At 66.8% G+C, this 20,310-nt stretch carries 16 protein-coding genes and 1 tRNA gene; 8 read left to right on the forward strand and 9 right to left on the reverse strand.

The annotated features are described in order from the left end of the window. Positions 1-53: 53 nt before the first annotated feature. From BLS66_RS09585 to BLS66_RS09605, 5 genes are read right to left on the reverse strand one after another with little or no spacing between them, the layout of a single operon-like run. The gene (locus BLS66_RS09585; RefSeq protein ID WP_074725747.1) at positions 54-1,181 is read right to left on the reverse strand and encodes an N-acetylglucosamine-6-phosphate deacetylase; all 1,128 of its coding nucleotides are present in this window, start codon (positions 1,179-1,181) and stop codon (positions 54-56) included. After that, positions 1,178-1,954 (reverse strand): DeoR family transcriptional regulator, encoded by a 777-nt coding sequence (locus BLS66_RS09590; RefSeq protein WP_049468965.1) that lies wholly within the window; start codon positions 1,952-1,954, stop codon positions 1,178-1,180. Before BLS66_RS09590 ends, BLS66_RS09585 begins: the two co-directional genes overlap by 4 nt. 33 nt (positions 1,955-1,987) lie before the next feature. Beyond that, positions 1,988-3,322, reverse strand: coding sequence for a D-tagatose-bisphosphate aldolase, class II, non-catalytic subunit (locus BLS66_RS09595; RefSeq protein ID WP_074725748.1), 1,335 nt, complete (start codon positions 3,320-3,322; stop codon positions 1,988-1,990). Positions 3,323-3,338: 16 nt separating this feature from the next. Next, complete coding sequence (locus BLS66_RS09600) at positions 3,339-4,277, reverse strand: ROK family protein (protein ID WP_074725749.1); 939 nt, start codon at positions 4,275-4,277, stop codon at positions 3,339-3,341. Then, positions 4,270-5,424 carry an SIS domain-containing protein gene (locus BLS66_RS09605; protein ID WP_053461636.1) on the reverse strand — a complete coding sequence of 385 codons (1,155 nt, stop codon included), beginning with the start codon at positions 5,422-5,424 and terminating at the stop codon, positions 4,270-4,272. The genes BLS66_RS09600 and BLS66_RS09605 overlap by 8 nt, the downstream gene beginning before the upstream one ends. Before the next feature lie 322 nt (positions 5,425-5,746). Here BLS66_RS09605 and BLS66_RS09610 point away from each other — a divergent pair, with 322 nt between their 5' ends. The 4 genes from BLS66_RS09610 to BLS66_RS09625 all read left to right on the forward strand — a co-directional run bounded on the left by BLS66_RS09610 (position 5,747) and on the right by BLS66_RS09625 (position 14,245). Next, positions 5,747-9,106 carry a TIM-barrel domain-containing protein gene (locus BLS66_RS09610; protein WP_074725750.1) on the forward strand — a complete coding sequence of 1,120 codons (3,360 nt, stop codon included), beginning with the start codon at positions 5,747-5,749 and terminating at the stop codon, positions 9,104-9,106. 133 nt (positions 9,107-9,239) lie between these two features. Beyond that, positions 9,240-12,215 (forward strand): TonB-dependent receptor, encoded by a 2,976-nt coding sequence (locus BLS66_RS09615; protein WP_074725751.1) that lies wholly within the window; start codon positions 9,240-9,242, stop codon positions 12,213-12,215. 65 nt (positions 12,216-12,280) lie between these two features. Beyond that, positions 12,281-13,636: a Gfo/Idh/MocA family protein gene (locus BLS66_RS09620; RefSeq protein ID WP_057494386.1), complete on the forward strand. Its 1,356-nt coding sequence runs from the start codon at positions 12,281-12,283 to the stop codon at positions 13,634-13,636. 90 nt (positions 13,637-13,726) lie between these two features. Beyond that, positions 13,727-14,245, forward strand: coding sequence for a DKNYY domain-containing protein (locus tag BLS66_RS09625; RefSeq protein ID WP_074725752.1), 519 nt, complete (start codon positions 13,727-13,729; stop codon positions 14,243-14,245). Between the two features lie 12 nt (positions 14,246-14,257). On the opposite strand, the gene BLS66_RS09630 is transcribed toward BLS66_RS09625, so the two are convergent. The 3 genes from BLS66_RS09630 to BLS66_RS09640 form a co-directional block, all read right to left on the reverse strand. Beyond that, on the reverse strand, positions 14,258-14,671 hold the full coding sequence (locus BLS66_RS09630; RefSeq protein ID WP_049468865.1) for a DUF5615 family PIN-like protein: 414 nt from the start codon (positions 14,669-14,671) through the stop codon (positions 14,258-14,260). Then, entirely contained in the window at positions 14,668-15,372 is a 705-nt protein-coding gene (locus BLS66_RS09635) for a DUF433 domain-containing protein (protein ID WP_049468866.1), read from the reverse strand. Before BLS66_RS09635 ends, BLS66_RS09630 begins: the two co-directional genes overlap by 4 nt. 136 nt (positions 15,373-15,508) lie before the next feature. Further along, positions 15,509-15,585: transfer RNA gene (locus BLS66_RS09640), tRNA-Arg, on the reverse strand. A gap of 149 nt (positions 15,586-15,734) precedes the next feature. Between BLS66_RS09640 and ubiA the strand changes: the two genes are divergently transcribed. From ubiA to BLS66_RS20895, 3 genes are all read left to right on the forward strand, one after another. Then, positions 15,735-16,628 carry a 4-hydroxybenzoate octaprenyltransferase gene (ubiA, locus tag BLS66_RS09645; RefSeq protein WP_005411493.1) on the forward strand — a complete coding sequence of 298 codons (894 nt, stop codon included), beginning with the start codon at positions 15,735-15,737 and terminating at the stop codon, positions 16,626-16,628. A 377-nt stretch (positions 16,629-17,005) separates the two neighbouring features. After that, positions 17,006-18,430 (forward strand): short-chain fatty acid transporter, encoded by a 1,425-nt coding sequence (locus BLS66_RS09650; RefSeq protein ID WP_180995876.1) that lies wholly within the window; start codon positions 17,006-17,008, stop codon positions 18,428-18,430. A 272-nt stretch (positions 18,431-18,702) separates the two neighbouring features. After that, the gene (locus BLS66_RS20895) at positions 18,703-18,867 is read left to right on the forward strand and encodes a hypothetical protein (protein ID WP_005414774.1); all 165 of its coding nucleotides are present in this window, start codon (positions 18,703-18,705) and stop codon (positions 18,865-18,867) included. A 54-nt stretch (positions 18,868-18,921) separates the two neighbouring features. Here BLS66_RS20895 and BLS66_RS09655 read toward each other — a convergent pair whose 3' ends face one another. Then, positions 18,922-19,548: a YiiX/YebB-like N1pC/P60 family cysteine hydrolase gene (locus tag BLS66_RS09655; RefSeq protein WP_074725753.1), complete on the reverse strand. Its 627-nt coding sequence runs from the start codon at positions 19,546-19,548 to the stop codon at positions 18,922-18,924. Between the two features lie 205 nt (positions 19,549-19,753). Between BLS66_RS09655 and BLS66_RS09660 the strand changes: the two genes are divergently transcribed. Then, positions 19,754-20,278, forward strand: coding sequence for a hypothetical protein (locus BLS66_RS09660; RefSeq protein WP_053461634.1), 525 nt, complete (start codon positions 19,754-19,756; stop codon positions 20,276-20,278). Positions 20,279-20,310 lie beyond the last annotated feature (32 nt).

The raw sequence follows: 20,310 nt of genomic DNA on the forward strand, positions 1-20,310 counted from the left end.
ATGTCGGTACGAAAAGCAGCCGAGCATGGCTCGGCTCTACAAGAACGCAGCTATCAAGCGTCTGCGGCGTTCAGATCGACTACCCGCCCACCGACCACCACCTGCTGCAGGCGCAGCTCGGCGTCCAGCACCACCAGGTCGGCGCGGGCGTCGGGCGCGATGCGGCCGCGATCGCCCAGGCCCAGGTAGTCGGCCGGGAAGGTGGAAACCCGCTGCGAGGCATCGGCCAGGTCCAGGCCGACGCGCACCAGGTTGCGCAGTGCCTGGTCCATGGTCAGCGCGCTGCCGGCCAGCGAGCCGGTGGCCAGGCGCACGCAACCGCCACACTTGTGCACGCGCTGCTCGCCCAGTGCGTACTCGCCATCGGGCATGCCGGTGGCGGCAGTGGCGTCGGTCACCGCGTACAGGCGCGGGATCGCGCGCGCAGCCAGGCGGATCACACCGGGGTGGATGTGCTGCAGGTCGGGAATGATCTCGGCGTACTGCGCATGCGCCAGCGCGGCCGCAGCGATGCCTGGGCGATAGTGATCGACGCCGGTCATGCCGTTGAACAGGTGGGTGAAGCCGGAGGCACCCGCTTGCAGGGCAGCCACGCCTTCTTCGTAAGTGCCCGCACTGTGGCCGAGCTGCACGCGAATGCCCAGTGCCGACAGTGCGGGAATCAGCGCGGTGTGCTCGCCGATTTCCGGCGCCAGTGTCATCACCCGGATCGGCGCCAGCGCGTGCAGCTGCTGTACCAGCGCCAGCGTCGCCTCGAGGGTGCGGTCGGGTTGCGCGCCCAATCGCTGCGGGCTGATGAAGGGGCCTTCCAGATGCACGCCGACGATGCATGCCGCATCGGCGTCGGGCGCGGCCATGGCGGCGGCCACACCCTGCAGCGCGTGCGCGATCTCGTCCAGGCCGGCGGTCATGGTGGTGGCCAGCAGCGTGGTGGTGCCGAAGCGCAGATGGGTGCGGGCGATGGTGCGCGCCACGTCGCCGCCCTGCATCAGGTCCACGCCGGCCGCACCGTGCACATGCAGGTCGATGAAGCCGGGCAGGATCACCGGCAGCTGCGGGTCATCAGCGCCGCTGTGGTCATCCGCCTGCAGCTGGCGCACATGCGAATCAAAGTGGACGTGGCCGCGCCGCCAACCCAGTGGGGTGAGGATGCGGCCGTGCAGGGAACGGGTATCGGTCATGCGGGAGGCTCGGCGATGATCACGTCGATGCCCAGCCGCTGCAGTCCCTCGCGGGTTGCGTCATCGATGCCGGCGTCGGTGATGATGGCGTGGATCTGGTCCAGGCGGGCGATGCGGTGCAGGCTGACGCGGCCGAACTTGGAGGCGTCGGTCAGCACCACGATGCGACGCGCGCGTTCGACCATGCGGTGGTTGAGACGGGCTTCGGCTTCGTCATGGGTGGTCAGCCCGAACTGCAGGTCCAGGCCATCCACGCCCAGGAACAGGGTGTCGAAGCTGTACGAGTTGAGGCTGGCTTCGGCCTGGCTGCCCTGCAGCGAGAGCGATTGCTGGCGCAGCAGGCCGCCGGTCAGCAGCACGTTGATGCCCGGCGCGTTGGCCAGTTCCCAGGCGATGTTCAGGCCATTGGTCATCACCGTCACGTCGCGATGCGCGCGCAGGTGGCGGGCCAGCGTCATCGTGGTCGAGCCCGAGTCGATGATGATGTTGTCGCCCGGCTGCACCAGGCGCGCCGCACAGGCGCCGATGGACTCCTTCAGTGGCAGGTTCAGCGCATCCTTCTCGTGGATGTCCTGCTCCTGCGGCGGGGTGCGCACCAGCGTGGCACCACCGTGGGTACGGTTGGCCAGGCCCTGCGACTCGAAGTGGGTCAGATCGGCACGGATGGTCACCGCCGACACGCCGAAGCGCTCGACCAGATCGGCCACCTGCACCGAGCCGTGCTCGATCAGCAGCTGCAGGATCTGTTGCCGGCGGGAGCGGGTGTTGCGCATGGCCATTCTCGGTTTCGCGGGGAAAGGTAGAGATTAGCCGTTCGCAGGAACGCCGGCAGCCGAAGCTGCGTCGTGCCTGCGGTTACCGGCGCGGTTGCCGCTGCAGGCGCGGGCATATTCGCCCAGGCACAGGCCGATGCGGTGCTGGACCAGTGCGGTGGGGGTGTTGGCCAGCGTGCCCTCGCGCACGGCGCGGTACTGCTCCGGCAGGTACTGGCTGAGCAGCACCAGCGGCGGCGCGTGCTGTTCCAGGTTGGCGAACAGGGTCTGCACCGCCTGCACCAGCGCCGGCTCGCCCCAGTAGTAACGGCAGCGGTCGCTGAAGGAGTAGCTGCGCAGCAGGCGCAGTGTGGCGTCATCGCCGTGGTAGTAGGACTGCCAGTACTTCGGCTGCGCCACCATCACCGCGTCCAGCACCTGCGGCAGGCGCGAGCATTGTGCAGCCGGCAGCAGTTCGGCCTCGATCGCAGCCAGCGCGAACAGCGCCTCGCGATAGGCGAAGGTGGCCGCCGGGCCGACCTTGAGGATGGCGAAGTGGTCGCGCACCAGGGCGTGCAGGCCGCTTTCGCGCTGGTAGTCGGTGGAGTGCGCTTCGAACACGATGCGCGGCTGCCGCTCGAGGAAGTCGGCCAGCGCATGGGCGGCCTCCGGGTTGTACTCGTGCACGCTGCTGTGGTCGAAGTCCACGCCCGGTTGCACCACCATCGCGATCACGCGCTGCCATGCATCGCGCAGCTGTGGCGTATCGAACGCCTGCTGGTGGATGGCCAGGGTCTGCGCGGCGGCGACCGGCGTGGTCACCTGCAGGCCCTCGGCCAGCGAGGCTTCACCCCCGGGAATCGGCACCTCGGTACCGATCACGTAGACCGGCGGCGGCAGGCCGTGTTCGGCGGCGGTGCGTTCGGCAATCTCGGCCAGCTCGGCCGAACGCGCGGCGACGACGGCATCGGGCAGCGGCACCGGGTCATCGGCGCAGGACATGCTGCAGTCCAGGTGGATCTTGTGGAAACCGGCGGCGACGTAGGCTTCGATCAGCACGCGCGCGTGGGTCATCGCTTCGGCAGCCGGGCGCTTCTGCCAGGCATTCGGGCCGAGGTGGTCGCCGCCCAGGATCAGCCGCTCGCGCGGGAAGCCTTCTTCATCGGCCAGCGCGCCGACGTAATCGCGGTACTGCGGCGGGGTCATGCCGGTGTAGCCGCCGAACTGGTCGACCTGGTTGGAGGTGGCCTCGATCAGCAGCACGGTGCCATGGGCCAGCGCCACATGCATGGCGGCGCGCAGCACCTGCTCGTTGCTGCAGCAGACGCTGTACAGGCCGACGTTGGCGCCGGCGCGGTGGGAGGCAAGCAGGGTCTGCAGCGGGGACATGGTCAGGCTCCGGACATCAGGAAAACGAGGGTTGGCAGGCGAGCAGCGCGGCACCGCGTGCGCCACCGGCATCGCCGAAACGCGGCGGCACGATTGGTGGTACCTGCACGCCATGGAACAGATGGGCCGCGATGGCCGCCGGCAGCTGCTGATACAGCGGCGCGTACTGCGAAAGGCCACCGCCGAGCACGATCACATGCGGGTCCAGCGCCAGCACCAGCGCGGCCAGGCTGTGGCCGAGCAGGTCACGATGGATGTCCAGCGCCTGGCGCGCGCGCGCATCGCCGGCCTCGGCCAGGGCGATCACCGCGCTGGCGTTGGCGGCGCTGCCACCGAGATGACGTTCGATCATTGCCACGCCACTGCCGGAGACATAGCGCTCCACGCAGCCCTGCAGGCCGCAACCGCAGTCCAGCAGCGGCAGGCCGTGGCGCTGCAGCAGGTGGCCGGGCACGCTCCAGTGGCCCCATTCGCCGGCCAGGCCGTTGAAGCCGGACAGCAGCCGGCCCTGCAGGCAGAAGCCGCCACCGGCACCGGTGCCGAGGATGGCGCCGAACATGCTGGGGTAACCGTCAGCCGCGCCGCCGTGCGCTTCAGACAAGGCAAAGCACTGCAGGTCGTTGCCGAAATGCAACGGGCGTTGCAGCCGCGCCTGCAGATCCTGCGCCACGCATTGGCCGGTCAGTGCGGGCACGTTCGCGCTGAGCTGGCGGCCACTGCGCCGGTCGCGCACGCCGGGCAGGGCGATGCCGATGGCCGCATCGCTGCGGCCGAGGGCAGCATCCGCCTCGGCGACCAGCGCCACCACCGCCTGCAGGAAGCCTTCGTAGTCCCCTTGCGGCGTACCGACGCGGCGACGCCAGGTGACCTGCATCGCCGCATCGCATGCCACCAGCTCGATCTTGGTGCCACCGATGTCGATGCCATAGCAGGCGTGGGCGATCAGCTCAGCCATGGTGGATGGTGACGCCCTTGACGACGCGGTTGACGGTGCCGTCCGGGAACGGGTTGTCCGGGGTCAGTCCCAGCGCGGCCGAGCGCTGCAGTGCGAACAGCTGCGCAAAGCCCAGCCACACCGGCGCCAGCCACGGATCGTCCAGCGGCGGCACGCTGAGGGTGTAGTCGTCGTCGGCGCCGATGTCCGAATGCGGGCCGATCGCCAGCACCTGGCCCGCTACGCCGTCGCGGCGCAGCTCTTCCAGCAGGTCCTGCTCGTAGCGGCGCGCCAGTGGCTGCACGCTGCGCAGCACCACCACCAGGGTGTTGCCATCCAGCGTCGACTTGGGGCCATGGCGGAAGCCCAGCGGTGTGTTGGCCAGTGCCAGCACGCGGCCGGCGGTCAGTTCCAGCACCTTCAGCGCGCACTCGCGCGCCAGCGCTTCCAGCGGGCCACTGCCGAGGTAGATCACACGGTTGAACGGGCGCTGCGCCAGCGCGGCCACCGGTGCATCCCACTGTGCCTGGCCTTCGCGGGCCAGCGCGGCGATCTGCTTCAGGCGCGCCACGCGCGCATCCCACGGAGAGCGATCGAACACCGTCAGTGCGGCCAGCAGCATGCAGGTCAGGCTGCTGGTCATGGCGAAGGCGCGGTCGCAGCTGGCCGACGGCATCAGCAGGGTGCAGGTATCGGCACGGCCGGCGCCACGGCGGGCCAGTTCGCCATCGGCGTTGCAGGTGATGTCGAGGAAGCGCGCGTCATCCACGTCGCTGCGCACGCGATCCACCGCTGCCACGCTTTCCGGGCTGGAACCGCTGCGGCCGAACGAGACCAGCAGGGTCGGGCGGTCGCGCTGCAGGTACAGCGCCGGGTGGGTCAGCAGGCTGGTGGTGTGCACCACGCGCACCTCGGCCGGCCACTGCGCGTTGATCGCGTCGGCCACCATCTCGGCGATGAAGCCGGAGCTGCCAGCGCCGGTGAACAGCACGCGCTGGTTGGGGTCGTTGAGGCTGTCGCCAAGGAAGGCCTGCAGGCGGTCGCGGGCACGCGACAGGTCCAGCGCAAGGGCTTCCCACAGCGCAGGCTGCTGGGCGATTTCGGTAGCGGTATCGGCTCCGCCCAGGCGCTGCCAGGCGGGGACATCGGAAAGCAGGGTGGCGTCCATTCGGAGGTTCCAGTTAGGCCAGCGCACCATCTGCGTTTTCTTTCGAAATGTCAAACATCGAAAGTAAAAAGAAAGAAAACGGGTAGGCGACTTTTCCCGGCGCACGGACCACAGGAAAACGAAAGGGTGGGCGGAATGCCGTATCGCACAATGCTTAACAGGCGCCTGCAAGCGCTTACACAAAGTACTGCAACGCAACAACTTTCGTTTCACTGGAATATATCTTCCTTTTTCCTTTCAATTTGTTGACATCTTTCGAATCGCTGCCCTAGAGTCGGCCCAACCGCTTTCGAAACGCCCGGTGAACGGGTTGGGAGTCCGCGTGGAAAACTGCGTTCGTCGCTCGCCGCTGATGCTGGCCCTGTTGCCGGCACTGATGCTGGCGTCCATGCCGTCCCGGGCCGAGCCGGTCGGCAACCTGCGTTCGGTCAGCGCCAGCGACAGCCGCGACGGCGTGCAGGGCTGGGACCTGCAGACCGACAAGGGCGCGCGGATCCGCATCGAACTGCCGGCCACCGACATCATCCGGGTGCAGGCCGGCCGCAACGGCACGCTGACCGGCGCCGGCGACAAGGCCGCACCGATCGTGCTGCCACAGCCCAAGGCGAACGTGCAGGCACAGCTGGAAGAAGACGCGCAGGAAATCCGCGTGCGCACCGATGCGCTGGTGCTGCATGTACAGCGGCAGCCGCTGCGCCTGCGCCTGGAACGGCTGGACAACGGCCAGCCCACCGCGCTGTGGCAGGAACTGCAGCCGCTGGACCTGGATGCCACGCAGAGCGTGCAGGTGTTGTCTTCGCAGGCCGATGAGGGCTACTTCGGTGGTGGCCAGCAGAACGGCCGTTACCAGTTCAAGGGCCGCGAGCTGGACGTGTCCTATTCCGGTGGCTGGGAAGAAGGTGATCGGCCGAGCCCGGCGCCGATGCTGCTCAGCAGCCGTGGCTGGGGCATGCTGCGCAATACCTGGAGCGATGGCAGCTACGACCTGCGCCAGAGCGACCAGGCCACGCTGCTGCATCGCGAAGACCGCTTCGATGCCTACTACTTCGTCGGCGCGGACCTGCCCAAGCTGATCGAACGCTATACCCAGCTGACCGGCCGCCCGAACATGGTCGCGCGCTGGGCGCTGTCCTACGGCGATGCCGATTGCTACAACGACGGCGACAACAGCAAGAAGCCCGGCACCGTGCCCGAAGGCTGGAGCGACGGCCCGACCGGCACCACGCCCGATGTGATCGACAGCGTGGCCAAGCAGTACCGCGCCCACGACATGCCCGGTGGCTGGATCCTGCCCAACGATGGCTATGGCTGCGGCTACAAGCAGTTGCCGGAAACAGTGAAGGGGCTGGCTGGCTACGGTTTCCGCACCGGCCTGTGGACCGAGAACGGCGTCGACAAGATCGCCTGGGAAGTGGGCAAGGCCGGCAGCCGCGTGCAGAAGCTGGACGTGGCCTGGACCGGCAAGGGTTACCAGTTCGCGATGGACGCCAACCGCCAGGCCTTCAACGGCATCCTCGACAATTCCGATTCGCGTCCGTTCCTGTGGACGGTGATGGGTTGGGCCGGCATCCAGCGCTACGCCGTAGCGTGGACCGGTGACCAGAGCAGCAGCTGGGACTACATCCGCTGGCACGTGCCGACCCTGGTCGGTTCGGGCCTGTCCGGCATGGCCTACGCCAGCGGCGACGTCGATGCGATCTTCGGCGGCAGCGCCGAGACCTTCACCCGCGACCTGCAGTGGAAGGCGTTCACCCCGGTGCTGATGGGCATGAGCGGCTGGTCGTCGAACGCGCGCAAGCACCCCTGGTGGTACGACGAGCCCTACCGCAGCATCAACCGCGACTACCTGAAGTTGAAGATGCGCCTGACGCCATACATGTATGGGCTGGTGCACGAGGCCGCGCAGACCGGCGCGCCGCCGGTGCGTGGCCTGATGTGGGACCACCCGCGCGATCCGCATGCGCAGGATGAGACCTACAAATACCAGTTCCTGCTCGGCCGCGACCTGCTGGTGGCGCCGGTGTACCGCAGCCAGGCGGCCAGCCGTGGCTGGCGCCGCGACATCCACCTGCCGGCCGGCGGCTGGATCGACTACTGGGATGGCCGTCGCGTGCAGGCCGGTGCCGACGGCCGCCAGCTGGACCGCCAGGTGGACCTGGCCACGCTGCCGGTGTTCGTGCGTGCCGGTGCGATCCTGCCGATGTACCCGTCGATGCTGTTCGATGGCGAAAAACCGCTCGATGAAGTGACCTTCGACCTGTACCCGCAGGGTGATTCGCAGTACACGCTGTACGAAGACGATGGCAACACGCGCCGCTACCAGCAGGGTGAGTCGAGCACGCAGCAGATCCGCGTGCAGGCGCCGGCGCAGGGCAGTGGCCCGGTGCAGGTGCAGATCGACGCCGTGCAGGGCCAGTACAACGGCCAGCTGGCCCAGCGCCGCTACGGCCTGCGCGTACTCAGCCGGCAGGCACCACGTGCGGTGCAGGCCGGTGGCCGCGCGCTGCCGGCGCTGGCCGATGCGGCAGCGTTCAACAACGCCAGCGAAGGCTGGTACTTCGATGCCAAGGACCGCCGTGGCACGCTGCATGTGCGTACCGCCACCCAGGACATCCGCCAGCCGCTGCAGCTGCAGCTGGACTTCGCGGTGGCGGCAGCGGCCGCCGATGATGCCTACCCGGCCGCACCGGTGCTGGGCCGCGAACTGCCGGCCGACAGCCTGCTGGTGGTCAACCGCCCGGCCGAAGAGCCCGGCCACGCACTGGAGAACGCCTTCGACGACGATCCGGCCACCTGGTTCCGTAGTGTGCGCAACCAGGCCGTGCGCACCGGCGCCCACGAGTGGGTGATCGGCTTCGGCGAGCGGAAGATGATCGATGGCATCGACATCGCGCCACGCAACGACAAGAACTGGAAACACGGCCAGGTACGCGACTATGAGGTGTACCTGGGCGACAGCAACGGTGAGTGGGGCGAGCCGATCGCCCGCGGCCGCCTGCAGTTGAAGGAGGGCGTGCAGCGCATCGACTTCCCGGCGCATGCCGGCCGCCTGCTGCGCTTCCGCGTACTGAGCGTGCAGAACCCGGAAGGCGACGGCGCCAGCAGCACCGACCCGATGGTCACCGCCGCCCAGGGCAGCGCCCGCGCGTTCGACGCACTGCAGCCGCGCGACGTCGGCCCGATCGCGCTGTCCACTTTCCACATCCTCGAACACCAGGAACCAGAACGACCGGCCCGGCAGCGCTATCTCTCCGAGCTGCCGGTGCCGGCCGCGCTGGCCAGCCAGCTGCGCGCCGACCAGTCGTTCCGTGGCGACGCCGGCATGCGCATGAACGGCCTGCAGTTCCGCCGGGGCCTGGGTGTTGGCGCCAACAGCCGGATCGACCTGCGCCTGCAGGGCGGCTGGCACCTGCTGCGCGCCGATCTCGGCATCGATGACGCCTGCCGCAACGCCGGTGGCCTGCAGTTCCAGGTCTGGGGCGACAACCGCCTGCTGTACGACAGCGGCCTGGTGAAGGCGCCCGGCGTGGTCAAGCCGGAGCTGGACATCCGTGGCCTTTCCACCCTGAGCCTGCGCACGCTGGGTGCGCAGGGCAGCCAACCCGCCCAGGTCTGCGCCAACTGGGCCAACGCCGTACTGATCGGCCAGGAGGGCGACTCCGCCAGCATCGTCGCCCCATGACCCCCTCGTAACACCGCTCCTCCCCCCGCCCATTCCGACCATGGCCCTGGTGGCCGTGGCCCGGGAGCGTTTTGCCCGCCGAACGCCCACGCGCTCACTTATCGCGCTGCACCCCTGCCAGGAGAGAACCCCGATGTTGCCCGCCCGCCACCACCGCCCCCCCTGTCGTTCGATCGCTCCGCTGTCGCTGGCCATCGCCGGCGTGCTGCTGTCGGTTGCCGTTCCTGCCTTCGCCCAGGAGAGCAAGGACAAGGCCACTGACCTGGCCCGCATCGAGGTCACCGGCTCCAACATCCGCCGCACCGACGTTGAAACCGCCTCGCCGGTGCAGGTGATCAGCAAGCAGGACATCCAGAACATGGGCGCGCGCACGCTGCTGCAGGTGCTCGACAACCTGCCGGCCGCACGCCCGGCGCAGCAGGATGCGCGGTCGCTGTTCACCGGTTCCGACGGTGCCTCGCAGGCCAATCTGCGTGGCCTCGGTGCCCAGGGCACGCTGGTCCTGCTGAACGGTCGCCGCCTGTCGTACTACGGTGCACCGGCCGGCTTCCAGACCCAGTTCGTCAACATCGATGCGATTCCGGCCGCGGCCATCGAGCGCATGGAAGTGCTGACCGACGGCGCCTCGGCGGTGTACGGCACCGACGCGGTGGCCGGCGTGATCAACGTGATCACCAAGCGCAACTTCCAGGGTGCCGAGGTCAGCTTCACCAACGATACGTCCTCGCGCATCGACTCCTACGGCGAGCGCCAGGCCAGCATCACCGCCGGCTTCGGTGACCTGGCCGAGAACCGCTTCAACATCTACGGCGCGGTGAACATGTACCGCCGCGACGCGATTCCGCTCAGCGACTTCTACGACAAGCGGCCCGACCAGTATTACGTCAACAACCCGAACTACCTCAACAACCTGCGCCTGGGCGTGGGCAGCAAGCCGGGCGAGTTCAACCCGGGTACCTACTTCGCGTTCGATCCGGTCACCGGCCGCCGCGTGCAGGAAGCCGCACCGGGCTGCAGGAACGTGCTGACCAGTGAAGCGGCCGGCCCGCGTTGCGTCTGGGAAACCTGGATGAACAACGAGATCGATGCCGGCGCCAAGTCCGAGCGCAACACCGCCTACCTCAACGGCACGTTCCTGGTCGGCGACAACACCGAGATCTTTGCCGAGGCCACCTACACCGACATCGATCTGCGCGCCAACGGCGGTACGCCGCGCACCTACGGCACCACCACCGGCAACCCGACCAGCTGGTTCTCGCGCAATACCGGCAACACCGTCAATCAGTTCCTGTACCCGTTCCTGGGCCCCAACAACGAATACAACCACGCCAGCCCGCAGCTGAAGGCAATGATGGGCGGGGTGGTCGGCCTGAACTACCTGCTGCAGGATGCCGGCCCGAACTACTTCGGCCAGCGCAACACTGACAAGAGCTACCGGGTACTGGCGGGCGCACGTGGCAATGTGGGTGACTGGAACTGGGAGACCGCATTCGCCAGCGCTGGTACGCACTCCACCACCTACCAGACGATCAACGTCAACACCAAGGGCTTCGAGAAGGCCTTCGGCCCATACACGGTCGATCCGGGCACCGGTCGGGTGATCATCTCCGATCATCCGGCGTACAAGTTCGGCGAGATCAGTGAAGCCAACGCCGCGCTGATCCGTGAAGCGTTCCCGACCTTCGACATCCAGTCGTGGACCCGCCTGCATACCCTGGATGGCAAGATCGAAGGCCCGCTGTTCCAGCTGCCGGCCGGCGAGATGCGCGCCGCGTTCGGCTTCAATGCCAGCCGTGAGACCTTCTACACCCCGGGCAATGCCGACGCGGCCAACGGCCTGATCACCCAGCAGGGGGGCTCGTGGTTCGATGGCAAGCGCAATACCTACGCGCTGTTCGCCGAGACCGTGGCACCGATCACCGACAAGCTGGAACTGGATGCGGCGGTCCGCGTGGACAAGTACCCGAACTTCAGCGCCAACGTCGCGCCGAAGATCGGCTTCAAGTACCAGGCGTTCGACCAGCTGATGCTGCGCGGCACCTATTCCACCGGCTTCCGCGCACCGAGCCTGGCCGAGTCCGGAAATGGCGGCGTGTTCGCACAGCTCGGTGGCTTCCGTGACGAACTGCGCTGCGGCGAGACCAATGCCATCGCCAACCTGCTGCTGAAGTCGCAGCGGCCGGGCGACGTCGATCTCGGCAAGACCCTGCTGAACGTCGATTGCAGCCGTACCGTGGCGCGCATGACCCAGCCGAACAAGGACCTGAAGCCGGAGAAGGCGAAGATCGCCACCCTCGGCTTCGTCTACGAGCCGGCCAGCTGGCTGTCGGTGTCGGCCGACTACTGGTTCATCTACCGCAACAATGAAATCGTCGCGCCGGACTATCGCCGCATGGAAGACATCATCTCGATGTCGCGCTCGCCGATCACCGACAGCGACCGTGCCAATCTGGCGCAGCTGGCGGCCATGTGCGCCGATCCGGCCAGCGGCGTGAGCTGCCCGTCGGTGCTGCCGGGTTATTCGGCCGGCAACGTGGCCAGCGTGGTGGGCCAGTACAAGAACCGTGGCAAGACCCTGATCGACGGCTTCGACATCGACGCACGCAGCCGCTTCTCGCTGGGCGACTGGGGCAACCTGAACATCGGCCTGGCGGCCACCATCGCCAACCGCAACCGCTTCTACATGGACGCGGAGAACGGCTGGTACTACGGCGACGTGGTGGGCTACTACAACAACCCGCGCCTGCGCGCCACGCTCAATGCCGACTGGACCTACAAGCAGGTGACCACCAGCATGTTCGTCAACTACGTCGGCGGCACCAAGTGGGCCACCGACCAGATCGACGAAGAGAGCAACAACAAGGAAACCTGCACCGGCGGCTACCTGGCCCTGCAGAAGAGCAAGTGCGATGGTGCACCGTCGTGGTGGACCGCCAACATGAGCGTCACCTGGCGCCCGGATGATGCCTGGAACCTGAGCTTCACCGTCAAGAACCTGTTCAACCGCCTGCCGTTCTACGATCCGAACAGCTTCCTGGGTGACTCCAGTGACTACGCAACCATCTTCGGCCGTGGTTACAGTGTGACCATCGGCTACCGGTTCAAGTAATTCCGTTTGCGTGACCTGGCGTGCCGGCTGTGGCCGGCACGCTGCCAAGAGGAGAGATGTCTGCCATGAAGCGTAGGGAATTCATCGCGGCCAGCGCCGCTGTCGCCGCCAGCAGCCTGCTGCCGCAGAGCCCGGCCTGGGCACGCGGGCGCAAGGTGCGCCTGGCCATGATCGGCACCGGCATGCGCGGGCTGGTGCTGCTGAAGGAGCTGGTGCGCCGCGACGACGTCGAAGTGGTTGCCCTCTGCGATATCGAGCCGATCATGCTGGGCCGTGCCACAGAGATGGTGGCCAAGGCGGGCAAGCCGGCGCCGAAGACCTATGGCCAGGATCGTGATACCCATGCCTGGAAGCGCCTGCTGGAACAGAAGGGCATCGATGGCGTGATCATCGCTACGCCGTGGGAATACCACGCACCGATGGCGATTGCCGCGATGCAGGCCGGCGTGGCCGTGGGCTGCGAAGTGGTGGCCGGCATCACCCTGCAGGACCACTGGGACGTGCTGAAGACCCAGCTGAGTACCGGCACCCCGTACATGCTGCTGGAGAACGTCTGCTACCGTCGCGACGTGATGGCGGCGTTGCAGATGGTGCGCCAGGGGCTGTTCGGCGAGCTGGTGCATCTGCAGGCCGGCTACCAGCACGACCTGCGCGGCGTGAAATTCAATTCCGGCGACCCGAACCAGCCGTATGACAGCGGCGTGGAATTCGGTCCCAAGGGCTGGAGCGAAGCACGCTGGCGCACCGAGCATTCGGTGGAGCGCAACGGCGAGTTGTATCCCAGCCACGGCATCGGCCCATGCGCGATGTACACCGGCATCAACCGTGGCAACCGCTTCACCCACATCAATGCCTTTGCGACCAAGGCGCGCGGCCTGCACGAATACACCGTGGCCAAGAGTGGCGGCACCACCCACCCCAGCACCCAGGTGAAGTTCAAGCTCGGCGACATCGTGACCACCACGCTGGCCTGCGAGAACGGCGAGACCATCCTGCTGCAGCACGACACCTCGCTGCCGCGCCCGTACTCGATGGGCTTCCGCGTGCAGGGGACCAAGGGCCTGTGGATGGACGTGAACCATTCGATCCACATCGAAGGCCGTAGCCCGCCGCACCAGTGGGAGGAGTTCAAGAAGTACCAGGACCAGTACGAGCATCCGCTGTGGAAGCAGAACGCCGACACCGCCGCGAGTGCAGGGCATGGCGGCATGGACTGGTTCGTCATCCATGCCTTCGTTGAAGCGCTGAAGGCCAAGGCACCGATGCCGATCGACATCTACGATGCGGTGACCTGGAGTGCGATCACACCACTGAGTGAGCAGTCGATCGCCAACGGTTTCCAGACGCTGGAGTTCCCGGACTTTACTGCTGGTGCGTGGAAGACGCGCAAGCCGATCTTCGCGTTTGACGGCAAGTACTGAGGTTCATCCCTTCCATGCTGTGACTGAAATGCCGGGCGATGCCCGGCGTTTCTGTTTGGTGCATTGGCATCCATAGAGCCGAAACCACGCTTGGCTGTCTTTCCACCCGCGATTGACCGCGACAGCTTCCGCCAGTGCGGTGATTACTGGCTGGACAAGCGCAATTTCTACTTCGAATACGGGACTTCGCTGAAAGCCTTGGCCGAAGCCAACTGCGCCACCTTCCGCAGTATGGGCGGCGGCTACGGTACCGACGATCACGGCGGCTGGTACTGCGGCCGACGCATGAAGCACTGCCTGCGCGGCGATCTGCTGCAGACAATCCCGCAGGATCCGCTGTACGCCGTTGACGACAACAGCGTCTATTGCGACGGGAAGCCTCTGCCCGGCGTGGATCACGCGCGCTGGCGTTTGCTGGGCGGACACTTCTCGGGCGATGGCAGCCGTGTTTACTACTTGGAACGGAAGCTGCCGCGCGTGGATGTGGCGTCGTGGCGTCTGTTGCAGGGGAGCTGGCCGCGGGACCATAAACACCTGTTCCATGTGTTCATGATCGATACCGACCCGATGCTGCGTGCACAGCATGGTTTCACGGATGAAGAGGGTTGACGCGCGAAGCGGTTACCGCGACATCTTGATCTGCGTCAGCCGTCCCCCGGACGCCCTGGCATGCGGTACGCGGAACATTGCACCAGGTTGCACGAGTTCGGCTTGCTGCATCATCTTGGGCCACCACTCCAGAAGCCGCGCTGCGCGCTCGTAGTGGTTGAAGGTGCTCCAGCCCTTGGCCAGAACGAATACGGTCAGGCCGAGGCGTGCGATCGCCTCGCGCTCTGCGGGCTTGCGATGATGATGATCCTGGGTAACGTGTACGCGGATGCCACGCTGGGTGGCCGCGTCGAAGAGCTCCAGGTCAGTAGTACCGGGCATCACGAACTCCCTTACGTGGAAGACTTCGTGTTCGTCCGTTCCTGCAATGGCGTCGATGGCCCGGGCCAGCGCGGGCGGAAGATTCTCATCGATCTGCGCCTTCAAGGCGCGGCTCGATTCTCGAACTGCAGTGCTTTCTTCACTGCAGTCAGAGGTAGGTCATACAGCCTGGCCACGCGACGCTCGTCGCCACCTTCGGCGCGCAGCGCCTCGACAATGGCGATGGTAGGAACGCCCGATTCGGCGAGGATGGGCTGACCAAAACTGCGCTGTGGATCAAATACCACCGCACGGGAGCCCTTCAGTGGGAACCATCGTTCGGCTCGATCATCGATGCCCAGTTCGATGCCGTCACGCAGCGAAGGTGCGATGACCTTGCGCATCACGTCCTGGCGCTTCACCACATCCACCAGTGCGGCATCGCCGCTGTCGCCCACGAGCTCCATGAAAATGCGGCGCCCATCGGTCTTGAAGCTCGTGCTGGTGAAGGGGTACTCCTTACCGAGCCGCTCGTTCAGCTCGACAATGGTTCGCCGCACCAGGTTGAGGGGCACGCCACATGCGACGAATGTGCGGACGAAGCGCAGCTCGATCAGATCGCGAAAGCCAATGCCGTCGATCTCTGAATCAGCCCATTGCGACTTCCACAGGGGAGGGTGGGCTTCCGGCTTCCCGTGCTTCCGGCCATGGTAGCCCTTCAGCCACCGGCGCAGTTCCGACGAGCTGCCGCCAATGAAGCGCGCGGCATCGGCGTAGGAATAGAGACCGACGCCGAGGCTGTCCTGTGCTGGCAAGGCGATACCCATGCGCCGAGTCTACTCAATCGGAATGGAGCTGGAGTACAGAGTCACATTCTGCGCCCTGCGGGACTCATAAACTGAGAACGGAGACATGCGCGGGCGAATCTGCCGGGTGAGTGGCAGGCCGAAGCCGACAAGAAGATGGCGCGCCCGGAGGGATTCGAACCCCCGACCAATGGCTTCGGAAGCCACTACTCTATCCGGCTGAGCTACGGGCGCGTTGTAGAACCGCCGCGCCGTCGGCCAGTGCCGGGGCGGGCATCGCAGCGCCATGAGGCGGTGCGGGACCGGCATTCTATCCAGTTTCGCCGAACAAATCTCCCCCCACCGGCAAAGCCGTGCCGGAGGGGCAGGAGTATCCTATCGCCATGGCTGATACCCCCCTCACTTCGCCGCAGTCGCCGGCGACGCCGCGTTGGCGGCATTACTGGAGTCTGATGCGCGCTGATCGCCCGATCGGCACGTTGCTGCTGCTGTGGCCCACCTGGTGGGCGTTGTGGCTGGCCGCGGGCGGCCTGCCGCCGCTGTGGACGCTGTTCGTGTTCACCGCCGGCGTGTGGCTGACCCGCTCGGCCGGTTGCGTCATCAATGACTACGCCGACCGCTGGCTTGACCCGCACGTGGAGCGCACCAAGGCGCGCCCGCTGGCCACCGGCGCTATCAGTGGCCGTGCCGCGCTGGCGCTGTTTGCCGTGCTGATGCTGGTGGCGTTCGGGCTGGTGCTGACCCTGAACGGGCTGACCATCGGCCTGAGCTTCATCGGCGTGTTCCTGGCCGCCAGCTATCCGTACCTGAAGCGCTACACCCATCTGCCGCAGGTCTACCTGGGCATGTCGTTCGGCTGGGGCATCCCGATGGCGTTCGCCGCCGTGCAGGGCGAGGTGCCGATGCTGGGCTGGCTGCTGTATGCCGGCAACATCCTGTGGTCCACCGCCTACGACACCTGGTACGCCATGGTCGACCGCGAGGACGACCTGAAGATGGGCTCGCACTCCACCGCGATCCTGTTCGGTGATCTCGACCTGGTCATCCAGGGCGTGCTGTACGCACTGTTCCTGGCGACGATGGCGCTGGTCGGCGTGCGTGGCGGGCTGGGCGGGTACTACCTCGCCGGCGTGGCTGTGGCCACCGCGCTGGTGGTGTACGAGTTCTGGATCTGCCGCAATCGCGAGCGCGGTCCCTGTTTCAAGGCGTTCCTGCACAACAACTGGGTGGGTGCCGCGCTGTTTGCCGGCATCGCCGTGGACCTGGCGCTGCGCTGATCCCAAGGCCTGGTAGAGCCGGCCGCTGGCCGGCTGCACGACCATCCCGATTGGGAAATTGCCGGCCAGCGGCCGGCACTACCGTCCTCCGCCAGCTACCGCGATTCCCGGGCCTGGTAGAGCCGGCCGCTGGCCGGCTGCACGACCATCCCGATTGGGAAATTGCCGGCCAGCGGCCGGCACTACCGTTCTCCGCCAGCTACGACGATTCCCGCGCATGGTAGAGCCGGCCGCTGGCCGGCTGGACCCGTGTGTGATCCCGAGGGTTGCCGGCCAGCGGCCGGCACTACCGTTCTGTGTCACCTACGACCAATAGGTGGCTGACAGCCTGCACCCCACCGCCCAGAATCGATCCATCGAACCTGGGAGGGTAGGCGATGGCCTCGACGGCAGCAGTACAGGACGGCTGGATGGCGCGCGCAGCGCTGCGCTCGGCCGCCTGGGCGGAAAAGTGGTTCCCCGACGCGTATGTGTTCGCGGTGCTGGGCGTGGTCATCGTCGCGCTGGCCGCGATGGGTTTCGGCTCGACCCCGCAGGCCACTGCCAGCGCCTTCGGTGACGGCTTCTGGAGCCTGATTCCCTTCACCATGCAGATGGCCTTCGTGGTCATCGGTGGCTACGCCGTGGCCACCGCGCCGGTGGTCGCGCGCTTCATCGACTTCCTGGCCCGGGTGCCGCGCACCGGTCGCGGTGCGGTGGTGTACGTGGGCCTGGTCAGCATGCTGGCCTCGCTGCTCAGCTGGGGTTTCTCGCTGGTGTTCGGTGGCCTGCTGGTCCGCGCGCTGGCCCGTCGCACCGAACTGCGCATGGACTACCGCGCGGCCGGTGCGTCGGCATATCTTGGCCTGGGCGCGGTGTGGGCCATGGGGCTGAGTTCCTCGGCCGCGCAGCTGCAGGCCAATCCGGCCAGCATGCCGCCGGGGCTGGTGGAGATCACCGGCGTGCTGCCGTTCACCGAAACCATCTTCCTGTGGCAGTCGATCGCGCTGACCGCGGTGCTGATCCTGGTCTCGCTGCTGATCGCCTGGCTGACCGCGCCTGCGGCCGGCAGTGCGCGTACTGCCGAGGAGTTCCCCGGCGCCGCGCAGGCCGAGCCGGAACCGCTGCAGCGACGCACGCGCCCGGGCGAATGGCTGGAGTACAGCCCGTTGCTGACCGTGCTGCTCTCGCTCCTGGCGTTCGGCTGGCTGTTCAACGAGTTCGCCAACAAGCCGGTGGTCACCGCCATCGCCAACCTCAACACCTACAACTTCCTGTTCATTTCGCTGGGCCTGCTGCTGCACTGGCGGCCGCGCAGCTTCCTCAACGCAGTGGCCAAGGCGGTGCCGAGTACGACCGGCGTGCTGATCCAGTTCCCGCTGTACGGCGGCATCGCGATGATCCTCACCCACGCCGCCGGTGGCGACGGGCAGACGCTGGCGCACCGGCTGTCGAGCCTGTTCGTGCACGTGGCCAGCACCGATACCTTCGCGCTGGTGATGGGCGTCTACTCGGCGGTGCTGGGCTTCTTCGTGCCGTCCGGGGGCGGCAAGTGGATCATCGAGGCGCCGTACGTGATGCAGGCCGCAAACGAGCTGAAGGCGCACCTGGGCTGGGCGGTGCAGGTCTACAACGCGGCCGAAGCGCTGCCGAACCTGATCAACCCGTTCTGGATGCTGCCGCTGCTGGGCGTGCTGGGGCTGAAGGCACGCGACATCGTGGGCTTCACCTTCATCCAGTTGCTGGTGCACATCCCGCTGGTACTGGGCCTGCTGTGGCTGCTGGGCATGACCCTGGCGTATGTGCCGCCGGTGATGCCCTGACTGCGGGCTGGCATCACTGCGAGCGTCGTGAAACCACCCTCGTTCAGCGCGGGTTTCCGACCACACGCGCCATGAATGCGCCCGGCTTGGATAACGGCATGAGCACATGCCGAACCCGCATGAATCCTTCAGTGGCTTGTGCCGCAAGGGCTTCTGCGCGTTCATTCACGCGCGTACACACCAATGTAGCCGTCCACCCACGCGTGATTAACCAACCGCTGCAGACGATGGCCCCGTCCACCGCATTCCGCGCGTGGCTTTGGAGATCGGACATGGCACAGCAGAACCAGAACCCGAACCAGAAGCAGCAGGGCCAGCAGAACCAGCAGGATCAGCAGCAGGGCCGTGGCCGCGACCAGCAGCAGCAACAGCAGCAGGAACAGCAGCAGCGCAACCAGCGCAATCAGCAGCAAGGTGGGCAGGACGAGGAAGAGTGACTTCGGTACCCACCCTGGGTAACCCCCGAAGCCCCGCCGCGCGCGGGGCTTCGCTTATTCCAGCACGCCGATGCGCTGCAGCACCGGCGCCGCTGACATGTCATTGGGATTGGTGCCGGGCTGGTCCTGCGGCACGTCCATGCCCATGCCACGGTACAGATCCACCCAGTGCTGGGCGATCTGACCGCTCTGCGGGTTGCGGAAGTTCATCGGCTGCAGCGCGAACACGTGGTGCGCACGGAACGCGCGCTCGATGAAGTCCGAGCAGTAGTAGCTGTCATCGTTCAACACGTATGACGTGTTGTACGGTTTGCCCAGCATCGTGCGTGCGGTCGCGACCGCATCCTTGATGGCGGCCTGCTGCGGTGCGCGCAGGCGATAGACCACGATCTGCCGCTGCTTGGCCTGGGCGTCCTGGCGGAACTCGACCAGCGATTGCCGGCGCGATCCCTTCTCGTCCGCATGCAGTACCTCCCAGCCGTCTGGCGCTGCAGCGACCAGGGCCACGTGATCGAAGCTGGGTGCGCCCTGCTTGCCGGTGGCATCGTCGATGGCCGCGCTGAGGCCGCTGCGGCCGGCAGTGACGAACAGCAGGTCGCCTTCCCGGACCTCCAGCGCGGCCACAACACCAGGCCACAGCATTGGCATCAACAGGGAGAGGGCAAGCAGGAATCCGCGCATGGGGCCAGGGTCGAAGCGTGTGCGGCGTAGTCTACCGGCTGCCGCGGTGACGCTGATTTCAGCATTAGTGTGATATGAGTCTCAATTCAGCATGTCGGGATATTCCTGACAGCGGATGTTGAAACTGAATTGACGGAGGCATGGCTATCCTTGCCTCCCTACCGCGCCGGAACCGCGCGCGACCACCCGGAATCAGGAGGATCCCGTGAACCAGCTCCGCCCCGTTGCCCTGCTTGCGCTTGCCCTGGGGCTTGCGCTGTCGGGCTGCAAGCCTGCGCCCCAGGCGGCCCCCGCTGGCGCCGCCGCACCGGCTCCGGCCAGCACGGCCGCCGCCACGGCGCCTGCCACGCCGGTTGCGGCGGCCCCGGCAGACGCTTCCGCCAGCTGCCCCCATCCGGTCTTCGACGACTTCCTCAAGCATTTCGGCAACGAGATCGCGCTGCAGGAAACGTCCACTGCCGATCCGCTGCTGGACAGCCACATCGACGGCGAAGCCGAGCCGGAGCCACGCAAGGTGGAGGAGAAAGTGCCGCTTGCCAAGGTCGAATGGCCGGTGATGCCGGACCCGGCCACGCTGCAGCGGCAGGGCCGCGAGATGCAGGTCACCCGCCTGCCCGACGGCCAGGTGCAGGTGCAGATGCGCACCCCCGATACCAGCGACCAGCAGGTCTACACCTTTGCCCAGAAGCCGTGCTGGCAGCTGGTCAAGCGTGAGGACGAATCGATCTGACCCCTGAGCGACCGCTTGCGGGCGGTCGTGTG

This window comes from Stenotrophomonas pavanii (assembly GCF_900101175.1).
Taxonomy (GTDB): Bacteria; Pseudomonadota; Gammaproteobacteria; order Xanthomonadales; family Xanthomonadaceae; genus Stenotrophomonas; species Stenotrophomonas pavanii.

Coding starts and splice junctions, on each gene's coding strand:
- BLS66_RS09585 (WP_074725747.1), bottom strand. CDS start 1,181: ATGACCGATACCCGTTCCCTGCACGGCCGCATCCTCACCCCACTGGGT.
- BLS66_RS09590 (WP_049468965.1), bottom strand. CDS start 1,954: ATGCGCAACACCCGCTCCCGCCGGCAACAGATCCTGCAGCTGCTGATC.
- BLS66_RS09595 (WP_074725748.1), bottom strand. CDS start 3,322: ATGTCCCCGCTGCAGACCCTGCTTGCCTCCCACCGCGCCGGCGCCAAC.
- BLS66_RS09600 (WP_074725749.1), bottom strand. CDS start 4,277: ATGGCTGAGCTGATCGCCCACGCCTGCTATGGCATCGACATCGGTGGC.
- BLS66_RS09605 (WP_053461636.1), bottom strand. CDS start 5,424: ATGGACGCCACCCTGCTTTCCGATGTCCCCGCCTGGCAGCGCCTGGGC.
- BLS66_RS09615 (WP_074725751.1), top strand. CDS start 9,240: ATGTTGCCCGCCCGCCACCACCGCCCCCCCTGTCGTTCGATCGCTCCG.
- BLS66_RS09620 (WP_057494386.1), top strand. CDS start 12,281: ATGAAGCGTAGGGAATTCATCGCGGCCAGCGCCGCTGTCGCCGCCAGC.
- BLS66_RS09635 (WP_049468866.1), bottom strand. CDS start 15,372: ATGGGTATCGCCTTGCCAGCACAGGACAGCCTCGGCGTCGGTCTCTAT.
- ubiA (WP_005411493.1), top strand. CDS start 15,735: ATGGCTGATACCCCCCTCACTTCGCCGCAGTCGCCGGCGACGCCGCGT.
- BLS66_RS09650 (WP_180995876.1), top strand. CDS start 17,006: ATGGCCTCGACGGCAGCAGTACAGGACGGCTGGATGGCGCGCGCAGCG.
- BLS66_RS20895 (WP_005414774.1), top strand. CDS start 18,703: ATGGCACAGCAGAACCAGAACCCGAACCAGAAGCAGCAGGGCCAGCAG.
- BLS66_RS09655 (WP_074725753.1), bottom strand. CDS start 19,548: ATGCGCGGATTCCTGCTTGCCCTCTCCCTGTTGATGCCAATGCTGTGG.